At 71.3% G+C, this 15,905-nt stretch carries 17 protein-coding genes; 12 read left to right on the forward strand and 5 right to left on the reverse strand.

Translation table 11 applies throughout. From position 1 onward, the window contains the following. The first annotated feature begins 107 nt into the window (after positions 1–107). The 7 genes from Q0112_RS13555 (at position 108) to xylB (ending at position 7,004) form a co-directional block, all read left to right on the forward strand. Positions 108–1,277 carry an aminotransferase class I/II-fold pyridoxal phosphate-dependent enzyme gene (locus Q0112_RS13555; protein WP_297976130.1) on the forward strand — a complete coding sequence of 390 codons (1,170 nt, stop codon included), beginning with the start codon at positions 108–110 and terminating at the stop codon, positions 1,275–1,277. Between the two features lie 111 nt (positions 1,278–1,388). Beyond that, positions 1,389–2,603, forward strand: a complete 1,215-nt coding sequence (gene hemA / locus Q0112_RS13560; protein ID WP_297976132.1) for a 5-aminolevulinate synthase — start codon at positions 1,389–1,391, stop codon at positions 2,601–2,603. Positions 2,604–2,694: 91 nt separating this feature from the next. After that, on the forward strand, positions 2,695–2,946 hold the full coding sequence (locus Q0112_RS13565) for a bacterioferritin-associated ferredoxin (RefSeq protein WP_297976134.1): 252 nt from the start codon (positions 2,695–2,697) through the stop codon (positions 2,944–2,946). A 105-nt stretch (positions 2,947–3,051) separates the two neighbouring features. Continuing rightward, positions 3,052–3,534: a bacterioferritin gene (gene bfr / locus Q0112_RS13570; RefSeq protein WP_297976136.1), complete on the forward strand. Its 483-nt coding sequence runs from the start codon at positions 3,052–3,054 to the stop codon at positions 3,532–3,534. A gap of 92 nt (positions 3,535–3,626) precedes the next feature. Then, entirely contained in the window at positions 3,627–4,064 is a 438-nt protein-coding gene (locus tag Q0112_RS13575) for an OsmC family protein (RefSeq protein ID WP_297976158.1), read from the forward strand. A 2-nt stretch (positions 4,065–4,066) separates the two neighbouring features. Beyond that, the gene (locus tag Q0112_RS13580; RefSeq protein ID WP_297976138.1) at positions 4,067–5,053 is read left to right on the forward strand and encodes a TAXI family TRAP transporter solute-binding subunit; all 987 of its coding nucleotides are present in this window, start codon (positions 4,067–4,069) and stop codon (positions 5,051–5,053) included. Positions 5,054–5,558: 505 nt separating this feature from the next. Next, positions 5,559–7,004: a xylulokinase gene (gene xylB, locus Q0112_RS13585; protein WP_297976140.1), complete on the forward strand. Its 1,446-nt coding sequence runs from the start codon at positions 5,559–5,561 to the stop codon at positions 7,002–7,004. On the opposite strand, the gene Q0112_RS13590 is transcribed toward xylB, so the two are convergent. Then, on the reverse strand, positions 6,988–7,248 hold the full coding sequence (locus Q0112_RS13590) for a hypothetical protein (RefSeq protein WP_297976142.1): 261 nt from the start codon (positions 7,246–7,248) through the stop codon (positions 6,988–6,990). The genes xylB and Q0112_RS13590 overlap by 17 nt on opposite strands. A gap of 172 nt (positions 7,249–7,420) precedes the next feature. On the opposite strand from Q0112_RS13590, the gene xylA reads away from it, so the two are divergent. The 3 genes from xylA (at position 7,421) to Q0112_RS13605 (ending at position 9,617) form a co-directional block, all read left to right on the forward strand. Further along, complete coding sequence (gene xylA / locus Q0112_RS13595) at positions 7,421–8,722, forward strand: xylose isomerase (RefSeq protein ID WP_297976144.1); 1,302 nt, start codon at positions 7,421–7,423, stop codon at positions 8,720–8,722. Positions 8,723–8,860: 138 nt separating this feature from the next. After that, positions 8,861–9,196: a hypothetical protein gene (locus tag Q0112_RS13600; RefSeq protein ID WP_297976145.1), complete on the forward strand. Its 336-nt coding sequence runs from the start codon at positions 8,861–8,863 to the stop codon at positions 9,194–9,196. A 1-nt stretch (position 9,197) separates the two neighbouring features. Next, positions 9,198–9,617 carry a hypothetical protein gene (locus Q0112_RS13605; protein WP_297976146.1) on the forward strand — a complete coding sequence of 140 codons (420 nt, stop codon included), beginning with the start codon at positions 9,198–9,200 and terminating at the stop codon, positions 9,615–9,617. A gap of 93 nt (positions 9,618–9,710) precedes the next feature. On the opposite strand, the gene smpB is transcribed toward Q0112_RS13605, so the two are convergent. Next, a complete protein-coding gene (gene smpB / locus Q0112_RS13610; protein WP_297976148.1) occupies positions 9,711–10,181 on the reverse strand; it encodes an SsrA-binding protein SmpB in 471 nt (156 codons plus the stop codon). Between the two features lie 89 nt (positions 10,182–10,270). Between smpB and Q0112_RS13615 the strand changes: the two genes are divergently transcribed. Further along, a complete protein-coding gene (locus tag Q0112_RS13615) occupies positions 10,271–10,954 on the forward strand; it encodes an SDR family oxidoreductase (RefSeq protein WP_297976150.1) in 684 nt (227 codons plus the stop codon). A 23-nt stretch (positions 10,955–10,977) separates the two neighbouring features. Here the strand turns inward: Q0112_RS13615 and dapA are convergent, their stop codons facing one another. Then, the gene (gene dapA, locus Q0112_RS13620) at positions 10,978–11,853 is read right to left on the reverse strand and encodes a 4-hydroxy-tetrahydrodipicolinate synthase (protein ID WP_297976152.1); all 876 of its coding nucleotides are present in this window, start codon (positions 11,851–11,853) and stop codon (positions 10,978–10,980) included. A 153-nt stretch (positions 11,854–12,006) separates the two neighbouring features. On the opposite strand from dapA, the gene Q0112_RS13625 reads away from it, so the two are divergent. Then, positions 12,007–13,956: a transglycosylase SLT domain-containing protein gene (locus Q0112_RS13625; RefSeq protein ID WP_297976154.1), complete on the forward strand. Its 1,950-nt coding sequence runs from the start codon at positions 12,007–12,009 to the stop codon at positions 13,954–13,956. A 16-nt stretch (positions 13,957–13,972) separates the two neighbouring features. On the opposite strand, the gene Q0112_RS13630 is transcribed toward Q0112_RS13625, so the two are convergent. Both Q0112_RS13630 and Q0112_RS13635 read right to left on the reverse strand, forming a co-directional pair. Next, positions 13,973–14,815: a DMT family transporter gene (locus Q0112_RS13630; RefSeq protein ID WP_297976156.1), complete on the reverse strand. Its 843-nt coding sequence runs from the start codon at positions 14,813–14,815 to the stop codon at positions 13,973–13,975. A 77-nt stretch (positions 14,816–14,892) separates the two neighbouring features. Beyond that, on the reverse strand, positions 14,893–15,888 hold the full coding sequence (locus tag Q0112_RS13635; RefSeq protein ID WP_297976160.1) for an adenosine kinase: 996 nt from the start codon (positions 15,886–15,888) through the stop codon (positions 14,893–14,895). Positions 15,889–15,905 lie beyond the last annotated feature (17 nt).

A 15,905-nucleotide genomic window follows, 5' to 3' on the forward strand; every position in this document is an offset into this window, starting at 1 on the left:
GAGCTGCGCGGGCGGGCCGGGCCTGGGTTCTTCGCCGCCTGAGCGGCGAGCGACAGGCGCGAAACATCCGCGTGCCACTCTGCCGGCGGAGCGTTGAGGGGACAGGGATGGCTTCGGTATCGGCGCGCGGCCTGGCGGCGGCGGACGAATTCGCCACGGTGCGGCGCTTCTTCGAGGCGGTGATGGCGCGCACCGCCGAGGGCGGGGACGTCTGCGACTTCACCTTCGGCAACCCGCACGAGATGCCGCTGCCCGGCCTCGTCGCCGCGCTCAGGCAGAGCGTCGAGCCGCTGCGCGAGGACTGGTTCGCCTACAATCCCGGCCAGCCGGAGGCGCGCGAGGTGATCGCCGGCGCCCTCTCGCGCGAGCTCGGCCTCGGCTTCGAGCCCGAGGACGTGACGCTGACCCAGGGCGCCTTCGGGGCGATCGCGCTCGCCTTCCGGCTGGTGATGGACGCCGGCGCCGAGGTGGTCATCCCGGTGCCGGGCTGGTTCTGCTACGCGCCGATGCTGCGGGCGGCCGACCTCGTGCCGGTGCGCGCGCCGCTCGACCCGGAGCGGTTCGACCTCGACCTCGCCGCGATCGAGGCGGCGATCACGCCGCGGACGCGGATGGTGGTGGTGAACTCGCCGCACAACCCGACCGGGCGGATCTACCCGCGGGCGGCGCTCGAGGCGCTGGCCGGACTGCTCGAGGCGGCCTCGGCGCGGATCGGGTCGCGGATCTGGCTGCTCTCCGACGAGCCCTACCGGCGGATCCGCTTCGACGGCAACGGCTTCGTCAGCCCGGCGGCGGTCTATCCCTGGACGCTGATCGACTACAGCTACGGCAAGGTGCTGCTCGCGCCGGGGCAGCGGCTCGGCTATCTCGCGCTCTCGCCGCTCTTGCCGGCCGCGGAGCGGGCGGCGCTGCGCGAGGCGTTCTTCTCCTGCCAGATGGCGCTCGGCTGGGGCTTTCCCGATTCGGTCATGCAATATGCCGTGCCGGCCCTCGAGGAGGTCTCGATCGACATCGCGGCGCTGGCCGCCCGGCGGGAGCGGCTGCTCGGCGCGCTCGGGGCATGGGGCTACCGGCTGACGCGGCCGGAGGGGACCTTCTACCTCTGGGGCGCGGCGCCGGGCGGGGACGCGGTGCGCTTCGCCGAGGCGCTGGCCGAGCGGGGCGTGCTCGTCATGCCGGGCACGCTCTTCGAGCGGCCGGGGGACTTCCGCATCTCGCTGACGGCGAACGCGGCGATGATCGAGCGGGCGCTGCCCGCCTTCCGGGCGCTGGCCTGAACGGCGCACGAGCGCGGCACCGGCGCGGCCGCCAAGGTTGACTTTCGCCCCGACTCGCGCAATCGACAGAAAGGGCCCCTGGGCAGCGGTCGCGACGGAGGGGGAAGGCTGATGGACTACGACGCCCTTTTCGGCGAACGGCTGGAGGCGCTCCGCAAGGAGGGCAACTACCGCGTCTTCGCCGAGCTCGAGCGGCTGAGCGGCGACTTCCCGCGCGCCCGGCGCTATGTCGCGGAGAGGCCGTCCGAGGTCACCGTCTGGTGCTCGAACGACTATCTCGGGATGGGCCAGCATCCGGCCGTGCTCGCGGCGATGCACGAGGCGATCGACCGCTGCGGCGCCGGCGCCGGCGGCACGCGCAACATCTCGGGCAACACCCACGACCACGTGCTGCTCGAGCGCGAGCTCGCCGACCTGCACGGCAAGGCGGCGGCACTCCTCTTCACCTCGGGCTACGTCTCGAACTGGGCCGCGCTCTCGACGCTCGGCAGCCGGCTGCCCGGCTGCGTGATCCTGTCGGACGCGCTCAACCACGCCAGCATGATCGAGGGCATTCGCCACGCCCGCTGCGAGAAGCGGATCTGGCGGCACAACGACCCGCGGGATCTCGACCGGCAGCTCTCGCAGGTCGGGCCGGACCGCCCGAAGGTCGTCGCCTTCGAGAGCGTCTACTCGATGGACGGCGACATCGCGCCCATCGGCGAGATCCTCGACGTCGCCGAGGCGCACGGCGCCATGACCTATCTCGACGAGGTGCACGCGGTCGGCCTCTACGGCCCGCGCGGCGGCGGCGTCGCCGAGGAGATGGGCCTGATGGACCGGGTGACGCTGATCGAGGGCACGCTCGGCAAGGCCTTCGGCGTGGTCGGCGGCTACATCACCGGCTCGGCGGCGCTGGTCGACTTCATCCGCAGCTTCGCCTCGGGCTTCATCTTCACCACCGCCCTGCCGCCGGCGGTCGCAGCGGGCGCGCGGGCGAGCATCGCCCACCTCAAGGTCTCGGGCGTCGAGCGGCAGCGCCAGCGCGAGATGGTGCGCAAGCTCCGCACCCGGCTCGACGCGCTCGGCATCCCGCACCTGCCGAACCCCAGCCACATCGTCCCGGTGATGGTGAAGGACCCGGTCAAGTGCAAGATGATCTCGGACATCCTGCTCGACGACTACGGGATCTACGTGCAGCCGATCAACTATCCGACCGTGCCCAAGGGGCTGGAGCGGCTGCGCTTCACGCCCTCGCCGCTGCACGGCGATGCGGATCTCGAGCACCTGCTCCAGGCGCTGAGCGCCCTCTGGAGCCACTGCGCCCTCGCCCGCGCCGTGGCCTGACCGACAAAAACGCGCGAGGTCGCACGCGGGGGCTTGCCTTTCCTGATAACTATTGTCAGGTATTGGCCACCGGCCATATCGAGTCACCCGCATGATCGTCTGCTCCTGCACCGGCATCAGTGACCGCGACATCCGCGAGGCCATCGCCTGGATGCGGGCGTCCGACCCCTACACGCTGATCACGCCCGGCAAGATCTACCGCGCGCTCGGCAAGTCGGCGGAATGCGGCGGCTGCATCCGGCTCTTCGTCGAGCGGATGCGCCGGGACGAGAGGTTCGCCGTGCCGGTCGAGCTCTGCGACCTGCGCGCGTCGGCGCTGAGGGTCGTTCTGAACGAGGCATGATGCCGCATCCAGTTTAGAACGATTCCATATTGCGGGCCCTGCCCGCCTTGATCTAGGCTGTGCCCGAGCGGCTTGACCGCGGGCCAGACAGGAAAGGGGTGTGCGATGAAGGGCGACAAGGGCGTCATCGAGTATCTCAACAAGGGGTTGCGCAGCGAGCTGACGGCCGTCAGCCAGTATTGGCTGCACTACCGCCTGCAGGAGGACTGGGGGCTCGGCCGGCTGGCCGACAAGTCGCGCGCGGAGAGCATCGAGGAGATGAACCACGCCGACAAGTTCATCGCGCGCATCATCTTCCTCGAGGGCCATCCCAACCTGCAGACGCTCGATCCGCTGCGGATCGGCGAGTCGCCGAAGGAGACGCTCGAGTGCGATCTGGCCGCCGAGCTCGACGCGATCGCCCTCTACAAGGAGGCGCGCGACTATTGCGAGAAGGTGCGCGACTATGTGTCGAAGAACCTCTTCGAGGAGATCCTGACCGACGAGGAGGGCCACACCGACCATCTCGAGACGCAGCTCGACCTGCTCGAGCGCATCGGCGAGGCGAACTGGAACCAGCTGAACGCCAAGCCGTCGGACGAGGCCTGATCGCCTCCCGGCCCGCGAGGCGGAGCGGTGGCGCCCGCCGCCGCTCCGCACTATGCTCCTGCCGCACGAGGCGAGGATGAGCGGTGGCGGGCATGAAGGCAGAGGTCAGGTGGGTCGGTGACCGCACGTTCGTCGGCGCGACCGCGAGCGGGCATGAGGTCACCCTCGGGACGGCGCACGGCGGGGGCGAGAAGCCCGGCCCGAGCGCCATGGAGCTGGTCCTGATCGGCGCCGGCGGCTGCTCGGCCTGGGACGTGGTCAACATCCTCGAGAAGAGCCGCGCCGGCATGGTCGAATGCCGCGTCGAGCTCGACGCCGACCGCGCCGAGGAGGAGCCGCGGGTCTTCACCCGCATCCACCTGCATTTCGTCGTCGCGGGCCCCGGCCTCGACCCGCGCAAGGTCGAGCGGGCGATCGCGCTCTCGGTCGAGAAATACTGCTCCGCCATCGCCATGCTGGAGAAGACAGCCACCGTCACCCACGACTACGAGATCGCCGCCGCCCCGGCCGCGGCGGCCGGGGGCGCGTGACGGTGCGACTCGCGGCCGCGCTCGCCGCGCTGCTCCTCGCGGCGACCCCGGCCGCCGCACAGGAGCCCACGGAGACGCCGCCGGTGCCGGAGCCGGAGATCGCCTGGATGGGGACCGGCAACGTCGCCGGGGTCTATTATCCGGTCGGCGTCGCCCTCTGCCGGCTGGTCAACCAGCACCGCCGCGAGACGAACCTGCGCTGCGCTGCCCGGACGTCGGAGGGCTCGGTCGGGAACCTGACCGCGCTGCGCGACGGCAGCTACGATCTCGCCATCGTCCAGTCCGACACCCAGGAGGCGGCCTTCGAGGGCAGCGGCGCCTTCGCCGCCGCCGGGCCGTTCGAGGCGCTGCGCGCCGTCGCCGCGCTCTATCCCGAGCCGCTGACCCTGCTCGCCCGCGCCGACGCCGGCATCACGCGCGTCGAGGATCTCGCCGGCAAGCGCGTGGCCTGGGGCGCGCCCGGCAGCGGCACGCGGGCGCTCGCCGACCGGCTGATGGCGGCGCTCGGCTGGACGGCGGAGAGCTTCGCCGCCGTTCCCGACCTCGCGCCCGACCGGCTGGCCGGCGCGCTCTGCGACGGCGAGATCGACGCCTTCGCCTACGTGGTCGGCCATCCGGCCCTCGTGGTGCAGGAGGCGACGACGTCCTGCCCGGCCGTCCTCGTCGAGGTCGCCGGGCCGGCGGTCGATGCGCTGGTGGCGGAGACCCCCGCCTTCGTCGCCGCGACCATCCCGGCCGGTCTCTACCGCGGCAACGACCGCCCGGTCGCGACCTTCGGCGTCGGGGCGACGCTCGTCACCCGCGCCGACCAGCCGGAGGAGCGCATCGACACGGTGGTGCGCTCGGTCTTCGGCGACCTCGAGATGCTCCGGGGCCTCGATCCGGTGCTCGCCCATCTCGACCCCGAGGCGATGGCCCGCGACGGGCTGTCCGCCCCGCTCCACCCGGCCGCCGAAGGCTACTACCGCGAGCAGGGCTGGCTGGACTGAGACGTTCTCCGGGTGTCTGCCGCGCGCGCCGTGCGCGACCTGCGTTAACCTCTGGCCACGCCCGCAATTCGTATGGCCGCTTTCCAGCCTCCTTCCAGCGTCATTCCGGTCTGCCCAAGCCGCTGTTAGCACGACCGGAATTCCCCTCGACACCGATTCAATCTGCCCGAGGCCGCATGAGGCGCATGGCGATCGCCTGAAAGGGAAGGGACTCCTGCTGCTGGTGCTCTATGCTCGCCCCCGCCGCTCCTTCGATACCGCCCCTGCGGGGTCGGCACGATCCGGGCTTGCGGGCGAGTAACGAAGCATTTACCCGACGAATCCCTTCAGAATCAAGAAGATACTTATAGTTTCGCGCGCGAAATCCTGATCGTTCCCATCTGCACCCGCCATTTGACAAGCCCGGAGCGCGCGGGGAATGCTTGGCCGGCCGCGCCGCGACGGAATCGTCCGCCCTCGCCCGAGGGGTGCAGAAGCGCCGGCGCGCAGGGGAGGGTCGGCCAGCATGTATCTCGGCATCGACATCGGCACGTCCTCGGTCAAGACCGTGCTCTTCGACCGCGACCAGCGTCTCGTCGGCCAGGCCAGCCAGCACCTCTCCGTCAGCCGTCCGCACCCCGGCTGGTCCGAGCAGGATCCCGAGGACTGGTGGAAGGCGACCGAGGCGACCATCGCGACCCTCGCCCGCGAGCACGGCCTCGCCGGCCTGCGCGGCATCGGCCTCTCCGGGCAGATGCACGGCGCCGTCTGCCTCGACGACGAGGACCGGGTGCTGCGCCCGGCGATCCTCTGGAACGACGGCCGCGCCATGGCCGAATGCGCCGAGATCGAGGCCGCCTGCCCGCGCGCCCGCGAGATCGCCGGCAACATCGCCATGCCGGGCTTCACCGCCCCGAAGATCGCCTGGATGCGCAGGCACGAGCCCGGGCTCTATGCCCGGATCGACGCCGTGCTGCTGCCCAAGGACTACGTCCGCCTGCGGCTGACCGGCCACCACGTCTCGGAGATGTCCGACGCCGCCGGCACCTTCTGGCTCGACGTCGCCGCCCGCGACTGGTCCGACGACCTGCTCGAGGCGACCGGCCTCAGCCGCCGCCACATGCCGCGCCTGGTCGAGGGCAGCCAGCCCTCGGGCGAGCTCCTGCCCGATCTCGCCGGGCGCTGGGGCATCTCCGGCCCGGTGGTGGTGGCGGGAGGCGCCGGCGACAACGCCGCCGCCGCCTGCGGCGTGGGCGTCGTCACCCCCGGCTCGGCCTTCGTCTCGATCGGCACCTCGGGCGTCCTCTTCGTCTCGAACGCCCGCTTCTCGCCCAACACCGCCGGGGCGGTTCACGCCTTCTGCCACGCCATCCCGCAGACCTGGCACCAGATGGGCGTGATCCTCTCCGCCTCGGACAGCCTCGAATGGCTCTCCCGCGTCACCGGCCGCAAGGCCGCCGACCTCGCCGCCGCCGTGGGCCGGGTCGAGGCGCCCTCCCCGATCACCTTCCTGCCCTACCTCTCCGGCGAGCGCACCCCGCACAACGACGCAGGCGCCCGCGGCGCCTTCACCGGCCTCTCGCAGTCGGACGACGCCCGCGACCTGACGCAGGCCGTCCTCGAAGGCGTCGCCTACGCCTTCCGGGACTGCCAGCGCGTGCTGAACGACGCCGGCACCGACTTCGCCTCCGCCCTGGCGGTCGGCGGCGGCGCCCGCTCCGACGCCTGGCTCCGGATCATCGCCAGCGTCCTCGACCGCCCGCTCGAGATCGCCGCCGACAGCGACATCGGCGCCGCCCTCGGCGCCGCGCGGCTCGCCATCTGCGCCGCCGAGGGTGCCGACCCGGCCGAGATCTGCGCCGCACCCGAGATCCTGCGGGTGATCGAGCCCGACCCGGCGCTGGTGCCGCGCTACCGCGAGGGCTATGCGCGCTATCGGGAGCTCTTTCCGGCGCTCAGGGCAGGAGCTTGATGAGCGTGACGGTCACCCCGATGATGGTGACGGCCTGCAGCATCATGAAGCGGAGCATCTCCGCCTTGTTCTCGGCAGCCTCGAGCCGGACCGCGTTGATGTCGGCCTTCAGCTCCGCCTTCACCGTCGCAAGGTCCGCCTTGGTCGCAAGCTCGGACATATCGGCTTCGGAGAGACCGTCTGCAATCGCCTCGGCCATCGGGCGCTCCATGCCCGCGTCCGTCAGCTTCCGAACGAACTTCAACGTGTCGATCCTCAACGCCGCAGACATCTCCAGAGCTCCCGACACGAATATAGCCCACCGCAAGCGGCATGGCGACCGTCCGAATACGAGTGACATAGGCAAGGGGCGTTCTCACGCTCTTTTCCCCGCATAGGTAAACTCCACACGAGAACACCGGGAGGGAAAACGTCCGATGAGCGACTTCTTCAAGGGCATCGAGCCGGTCCGCTACGAAGGCCCGGACAGTACCAACCCGCTCGCCTTTCGCTTCTACGACCGCGGCCGGATCGTGCTCGGCAAGCGGATGGAGGATCAGCTGCGCATGGCGGTCGCCTACTGGCACTCCTTCGCCTGGGAGGGGGGCGACCCCTTCGGCGGGCGCACCTTCGAGCGGCCCTGGTTCGGCGGCGGCATGGCGGACGCGAAGCTGAAGGCTGAGGTCGCCTTCGAGATGCTCGAGATCCTCGGGGCGAAGTTCTTCACCTTCCACGACCGCGACATCGCCCCCGAAGGCCGGAGCCTCGCCGAGTCGAACCGCAACGTCTCGGAGATCGCCGACATCTTCGAGAGACGCATGCAGGAGACCGGCGTCGAGCTGCTCTGGGGCACCGCCAACCTCTTCTCCAACCGGAGGTACATGGCGGGCGCCGCCACCAATCCCGACCCGGACGTCTTCGCCTATGCCGCGGCGCAGGTGAAGCACTGCCTCGACGTCACCCACCGGCTGAACGGCGCCAACTACGTCCTCTGGGGCGGGCGCGAGGGCTACGAGACGCTGCTCAACACCGACATGAGGCAGGAACTCGACCATATGGGCCGCTTCCTCGCCATGGTCGTCGACTACAAGGAGAAAATCGGCTTCAAGGGCACCATCCTGATCGAGCCGAAGCCGCAGGAGCCGACCAAGCACCAGTACGACTACGACGTCGCCACCGTCTTCGGCTTCCTGCAGCGGTTCGGGCTGGAGAAGGAGGTGAAGGTCAACATCGAGACCGGCCACGCCGTGCTCGCCGGCCATTCCTTCGAGCACGAGATCGCGACCGCCATCGCCCTCGGTATCTTCGGCTCGGTCGACGCCAACCGCAACGACTACCAGTCCGGCTGGGACACCGACCAGTTCCCGAACAACGTCCCGGAGACGGCGCTGGCGCTCTACTACATCCTCGGGGGCGGCGGGCTCACCACCGGCGGTTTCAACTTCGACGCGAAGCTCCGCCGCCAGTCGCTCGATCCGGAGGATCTGATCGCGGGCCACGTGGGCGGCATGGACACGCTCGCCCGCGGCCTCCTCGCTGCCGCGGCGATGATCGAGGACGGCGGGCTCGATGCGGCGCTGAAGGATCGCTATGCCGGCTGGGAGAGGCCCGAGGCGCAGGCGATGCTCGCGAGCGACCTCGCCGCCATCGCCGAGCGGGTCGATCGCGAGGGCCTCGATCCGCAGCCGCGCTCGGGGCGGCAGGAGCGGCTCGAGAACCGGGTCAACCGCTTCGTCTGAACGGCCGGTGGCATCGCGTGCGCTTGCCGGCGGGCGCGGCGCGCGGCACACTCCCCGCGGTCGATGGGGGAACCTTCGGGGGCGGGGTCGCGTTGCCACGCCGATGCGAGCGGCGCTCGCCCCCGGAGAGATGAGAGGATGATGAGGATGGCCACCCGCAAGGAAATCGAAGACGCCGCCGCCGAGCTTTCCGAGCCGGTCGCCGCACAGATCGCCGCGCTCCGCGCCGACATGGCCGAGCTCGGCGCCGTGGTCACGCGCCTGGGCAAGGAGCGCGCTGCCGGGCTCAAGGCGGCGGCGCAGCGGACGGCCTCGACCGGCTACGCCAAGGGGGAGGAGGCGGTCGACGTCGCGCTCGCCGAGCTGCAGTCGCTGGAGGACGAGCTGGCCGCGGCGACCCGCCGCCGGCCCTTCGCCTCGCTGGGGCTCGCCGCCCTGCTGGGCTTCCTCGTCGGCGTCATCTTCCGGCGCTGACGTGTTCCGCGCGCTCTCGGCGGTCTCGCGGGTCGCGGAGGCGCGCGTCCGCAGCTTCGGGCGCCGCACAGCCCTGCGTGCGGCGCTGGTCGGCGGATGCGTGCTGGCCGCGCTGGTCTGCCTCGGCTTCGCGCTGATGGCGGCCGCCGTGGCGCTGGCCGACCGCTTCGGCTGGATCAACGCGCTCGCCATCATGGCCGCCGGGGCGCTGGTGGTGCTGCTGATCTTTCTCGGTGCGCTGGCGCTCGAGGAGCGGCGCCACCGCCGGCTCGCGGCGCAGCGGGCGGCGCTCGACCGCCAGCTGGCGCAGGTGGCGGCGCTGTCGCTGGTGGGCGGGGCGAAGCCGTCGCGCTCGGCGGTCGGGATCGGCCTGGTGGCGCTCGGCGCGCTGCTCGTGCTGCTGAGGCGCGATCGCGATTAGGGCGGCGGGCACACCCAGGCACGTGTGCCCGCCGGTCAATATATTGAAAAGACGCGACTATTTTACCCGTATTGACAACGTATAGACAGGCAGTCAGCCGCGCTCGCGCAGGAGACGGGCCTTCTGGCGCTCCCAGTCGCGCTTGGCCTCGGTCGCCCGCTTGTCGGCGAGCTTCTTGCCCTTGGCGATGCCGAGCTGCAGCTTCGCCTTGCCGCGATCGTTGAAGTAGAGCCGCAGCGGCACCAGCGTCATCCCCTCGCGCGCTGTCCCCTGCCAGAGCCGGGCGAGCTCGCGCCGCGAGACGAGGAGCTTGCGGCGGCGCCGTTCCTCGTGGCCGAAGGCCTTGGCCTGGGCATAGGCCGGGATGTAGCCGTTGATCAGCCAGAGCTCGCCGCCTTCGACGGCGGCATAGCTCTCGGCGATGTTGGCCTTGCCCTGCCGCAGGCTCTTCACCTCCGAGCCCTCGAGCACGATGCCCACCTCGAGGTCGTCCTCGATGAAATAGTCGTGCCGCGCGCGCCGGTTCTCGGCGACGAGCTTCACGGGTTTCGCGTCCTTGGCCATGGTCCCGCCGCTCTATCGAAGGCCACTTCGCCTGTCCAGCCGGCGCCCTCGGGCTATCTCCCCCCGGACAGCAGAGGAAGGAGGAGCAGATGCCCACGGTCGTCGTCACGAGCGCGAGCCGCGGTATCGGCCGCGAGTTCGTCCGCCAGTATGCCGCGGAAGGCTGGCAGGTCATCGCCGCCTGCCGCCATCCGGAAAGCCTGGACCGGGAGCTGCGCGCCTACGGCAGCGGCGTCCGGCCGATCGCCATGGACGTGACCGACCTCGCCGCGGTCGAGGCGGTGGCGCGCGAGGGCGACGGTCCGGTCGACCTGCTGCTCAACACCGCCGGGATCGCCGGCTCGGGCGACGATTCGCCGGGGGCGGTGAACTATGCCGACTGGGCGCATGTGCTCGACGTCAACACCATGGGGCCGGTCCGGGTGCTCGACGCCTTCGCCGACCGGCTGGCGGCGGCAGGCGGCGCCAGGGCGGTGACACTGACGAGCGGCATGGGTTCGATCGGCGATGTCGGGTCGGGCTCGCAGCTCGTCTACCGCACCTCGAAGGCGGCGGTGAACATGGCGATGCGGGCGCGCGCGTTCAGCCTCGGGCCGCGCGGGATCACCGTCGTCGTGCTCAATCCGGGCTGGGTCAGGACCGACATGGGCGGCCCGGGCGCCGCCATCTCGCCCGAGGAGAGCGTGACGGCGATGCGCCGGGTGATCGCGGGGCTGACGCCGGAGCAGAACGGGACGTTCCTGAACTGGCGGGGCGGCGGCTATCCGTGGTAGCTCGTCCGCCTGCGACTCGGCCGTCAGTTGAGCAGGCCGGCGTGGCGCATGGCGGCGCGCATCTTCTCGCGCGTCGGCTCCTCGAGGGGCACCATCGGCGAGCGGATCTCCTCGGTGCACTTGCCGAGAAGCGAGAGGCCGAACTTGGTCGGTGCCGGGTTCGGCTCGGCGAAGCAGGCGCGGTGCAGCGGCATCAGCCGGTCCTGATAGGTGAGGGCGCGGGCGTAGTCGCCGGCGAGCATCGCCTCCTGGAACTCGGCCGAGAGGCGCGGGGCGATGTTCGCCACCACGCTGATGCAGCCGCGGCCGCCGTGGGCGTTGAAGCCGAGCGCGCTGTCGTCGTTGCCGGAGAGCTGGATGAAGTCCGTGCCGCAGGTGATCCGCTGGTCCGAGACGCGGCCGATGTCGCCGGTCGCGTCCTTGACGCCGATGATCCGTGGCAGCCGGGCGAGCTCGCCCATGGTGGCGGGCGTCATGTCGACGACCGAGCGGCCGGGGATGTTGTAGATGATGATCGGCAGGTCCACCGCGTCGTGCAGGGTGCGGAAGTGGTGGTAGAGCCCGCGCTGGCTCGGCTTGTTGTAGTAGGGGGTGACGACCAGCGCCGCGTCGGCCCCGACCTTGCGGGCGAAGCGCATCAGGCGGATCGATTCCTCGGTGTTGTTCGAGCCCGCCCCGGCGATGACCGGGATGCGGCCGGCGGCGGTCTGCACGATCAGCTCGATGCAGTGCTCGTGCTCCTCGTGGCTGAGGGTCGGGGTCTCGCCGGTGGTGCCGACGGCGACGAGGCCGTGGCTGCCCTCGGCGACATGCCATTCCACCAGCGCGACGAGCGCGGCCTCGTCCACCTTGCCGTCGCGGAAGGGGGTGACGAGCGCGGGGATCGAGCCTTGGAACATGGGATGCCTCTTCGACGGGGAGGGGAGCGGCCCCGGAGCCGGGCGGAACCTATTCGTGAATCGCATTAACCGCAAGCATCTGGCATGAAGACTTGCCGCTGCACGCTATGGTATAGTGCCGCCAAAGCAGAACAAGCACCTCGAGGGACGAGCATGCCGCACCGCAAGCGATTGATCCCTGCCCTGCTCGCCGGGCTGTGGCTCGGCCTGCCCGGCGTCGCGTCCGCCCAGACCACGGCACAGGCGTCGCTTCTCGCCCAGGCGCTCGACGCGGCGGCGACCGGGGACTGGACCGAGGCCGAGACGCTGGCGGCCTGGACCGGACAGCCGATCGCCCGGGACATCCTGCTCTGGGCCCGCCTGCGCGACGGAGCGGGGACCTGGGAGGAGTATGGCGCCTTCCTCGCCGAGCATCCCGACTGGCCGGGGCTCGCCACGCTGCGTCGCGCCGGCGAGCGGCAGATGCCGCAGGGGCTGCCGGCGGCGGAGGTCGTCGCCTTCTTCGGCGAGAAGCCGGAGACCGGCACCGGCTCGCTGCGGCTCGCCGAGGCGCTGCGCGCCGAGGGGCGGGTGGAGGAGGCGGAGGCGGAGATCGTCCGGGCGTGGACCGGCTTCTCGCTGACCGGCGCCGAGCGGCGCGCGATGCTCGACGGCTGGGGCGAGGTGGTGAAGCCGCAGCACGAGGCGCGGCTCGACATGCTGCTCTGGCGCGGGCTCACCAACGAGGCCGAGGCGATGCTGCGGCTGGTGGGCGAGGACTGGCAGAAGCTGGCCCAGGCGCGCATCGCCACCCGGCGCGATGCCGAGGGGATGCAGTATCTGATCAACAGCGTGCCGGCGCGGCTGAAGAACGATCCCGGGCTCGCCTACGAGCGGTATCGCTACCGGGTGCAGAAGGGGCGCTGGCAGGATGCCGAGGCCTATATCCTCGAGAAGTCGACCTCGGCGACCGCGCTCGGGCGGCCGGAGATGTGGCTGGAGCGCCGGGCGAACCTGGCGCGGCAGGCGCTCGAGGACGGCGACGTGCGCGGCGCCTACCGGATCGCGGCGCAGAACTTCGGCAGCGAGGGTGCCGACTATGCCGACAGCGAGTGGGTGGCGGGCTTCGTCGCGCTGACCCGGCTCGACGACCCGAAGCGGGCGATCGGGCATTTCACCAAATTCCAGGCGGCGGTGGCGACGCCGATCAGCCTCGGGCGGGCCGGCTACTGGCTCGGGCTCGCCTTCAAGGCGAGCGGGGACGCCGCAGCGGCGGAGAACGCCTTCCGCATGGGGGCGAAGTACCAGACGAGCTTCTACGGGCAGCTGGCGGCGGAGGAGCTCGGCCTGCCGCCCGACACCGGGCTCGTCGGGGTGGGCGCGCCGCCCGACTGGCGGGGCGCCGACTTCATGCAGTCCTCGGTGGTGAAGGCGGCCTATTTCCTGCATCTCGCCAACGACGACCGGCGGGCCTCGCAGTTCTTCCGCCATGCCGCGGACGGCCAGCCGCCGGAGGTGCGCGCGGCGCTGGCGCAGATGGCGATCGACCTCGGGCGGCCGCAGATCGGCATCCGCATCTCGAAGGACGCGGCCGCGCAGGGGATCATCCTGGCCGACCAGTATTATCCGCTGCATGCGGTGGCCGAGGACGCCTGGCCGGTGCCGACAGAGTTCATGATGGCGATCGCGCGGCAGGAGTCGGAGCTCGACGCGCGGGCGGCCTCGAGCGTGGGGGCGCGCGGGCTGATGCAGCTGATGCCGGCGACGGCCAGGCACGAGGCGGACCGGGCCGGGGTGCCGTTCAGCCCGGCGCGGCTCGGGACCGACCCGCGCTACAACGCGCGGCTCGGGACCTCGTACCTCGCGGGCCTGCTCGACCGCTACCGGGGGTCGTACCTGCTGGCCACGGCCGCCTACAACGCCGGGCCGGGGCGGGTGGACGCCTGGCTGAAACAGAACGGCGATCCGCGCACCGGGGCGGTCGACAGCGTGGCGTGGATCGAGTCGATCCCCTACAGCGAGACCCGCAACTACGTGATGCGGGTGCTCGAGGCGCTGCACGTCTACCGGGCGCGGCTCCAGGGCGAGGCGGCGGCGGTGCGGATCGTGGCCGACATCAACTGACGCGTTCCGGTCGGTGTCAGCGCCGGCGGCCGAGGCGGGCCTGGCGGATCAGGGTGTAGAGGCCGGCGGCGATGATGAGGGCGCCGCCGGCGACGGTCCAGCGGTCGGGCCGCTCGTCGAAGACGAGGAGCCCCATGACGGCGACGAAGACGAGCTGGAAGTAGGCGAAGGGCTGGATGGTGCCGGCCTCGGCCACCTCGTAGGCCTTGATCAGCAGGAAGTGCCCGAGCACGCCGAAGGCGCAGAGCATCAGCATCCAGAACCAGTCCCAGGCGCCATGGATGGGCGTCCAGAAGAAGGGGCCGACCAGGGTGATCGCCACCGCGCCGGCGACGCCGGTGTAGAAGAGGCTCGTCTCGGCGCTGTCGGTGTCGGCGACGAGGCGGGTCATCAGCGCGTAGATGGCGAAGAGGAGGGCGCCGGCGAGCGGCACGAGGGCGGTGACGCTGATGACCTGGGCGCCGGGGCGCAGGATGACGAGGATGCCGACGAGGCCGACCGCGATGGCGGCGCCGCGCCGCCAGCCGACGTATTCGCCGAGCACGGGGCCGGCGAGGCCGGCGACGAGGAGGGGATAGACCGAGAAGACGGCGTGCGTGCCGATGAGGCCGAGCAGGACGAAGGAGAGGATGGTGACGCAGATCTCGACGGCGAGCAGGATGCCGCGGCCGATCTGCATCCCGAGGTGCGGCGTGCGGGCGACACGCCGGATCCCGCCCTTCTGCGCCTGGGCGAGGACGAGGACGAAGAGGGCGAAGAACCAGTAGCGGATCATCACCACGGTGATGACGTTGTAGTTTTCGGCGAGGTAGCGCGACATGCCGTCCTGGCAGGCGAAGGTCAGCGCGCTCGCGATCATCAGCGCGATGCCGAGGCGCGGGTCATCGCGCCGCGGGGCTGCCGCGGGAGGCTCGACCGGCTCGGGGGCGCCTGCGCTCAGAGCAGCCCCGCTTCCGCGAACAGCGTCCTGAGGTCGGCCTCGGGGCGGGCGCCGACGTGGGAGATGACCTCGCCGGCGGCGAGGCAGCCCATGCGGGCCGCCGTCAGCCGGTCGCGCCCGGAGGTGAGGCCGTGGAGGAAGCCGGCGGCGAAGAGGTCGCCGGCGCCGGTCACGTCGACCACCTCGACCCGGGTGGCCGGGGCGTGCACGCGCTCGCCGCCGCCGATGACGTGGGCGCCCTTCGGGCCGACGGTGCAGGCGGTGAGCGGCACCTCGGCCTCGGCGCGGGCCATCGCCGTCTCGAGGTCGGATGTGCGGTAGAGCGACATGAGCTCGTGCTCGTTGGCGACGAGGAGGTCGACGTCGGCGGCGATCATGCGCAGGAACTCGTCGCGGTGGCGCTCGACGCAGAAGGGGTCGGAGAGGGTGATCGCCACCTTGCCGCCGGCGCGTTTGGTGGCGCGGACCGCCGTCTCGAAGGCGGCGATCGAATCGGGGCCGTCGTAGCGGTAGCCCTCGAGGAAGATCCATTCGGCGGCGGCCATCTCGGCCGCGTCGATGTCCTCGGGGGCGAGGAACTCCGAGACGCCGAGGTAGGTCGACATCGACCGCTCGCCGTCGGGGCTGACCAGCACCATGCAGCGGCCGGTCTCGTGCCAGTGCGAGGGGGGCGCGGGCGGCGTCGCATAGCGGGCGCCCTGGGCGCGCAGGTCGTGGGCGAAGATCGAGCCGAGCTGGTCGTCCTTGACCTTGCCGACGTAGGCGGTGCGCGCGCCGAGGGCGGCGAGGCCGGCGATGGTGTTGGCGGCCGAGCCGCCGGAGACCTCGCGCGCCGGACCCATGCGGCCGTAGAGCTCCACCGCGCGCTCCTTGTCGATGAGGGTCATGATGCCCTTCTCGACACCGTTCGCGGCGAGGAACTCGTCCTCGACGTGGGAGATCACGTCGACGAGCGCGTTGCCGATGCCGACGACCTGGTAGGCCTTGGTCACAGATTCTTCTCCTCGAA

The sequence above is a fragment of the uncultured Amaricoccus sp. genome, assembly GCF_937858865.1.
Lineage (GTDB): Bacteria > Pseudomonadota > Alphaproteobacteria > Rhodobacterales > Rhodobacteraceae > Amaricoccus.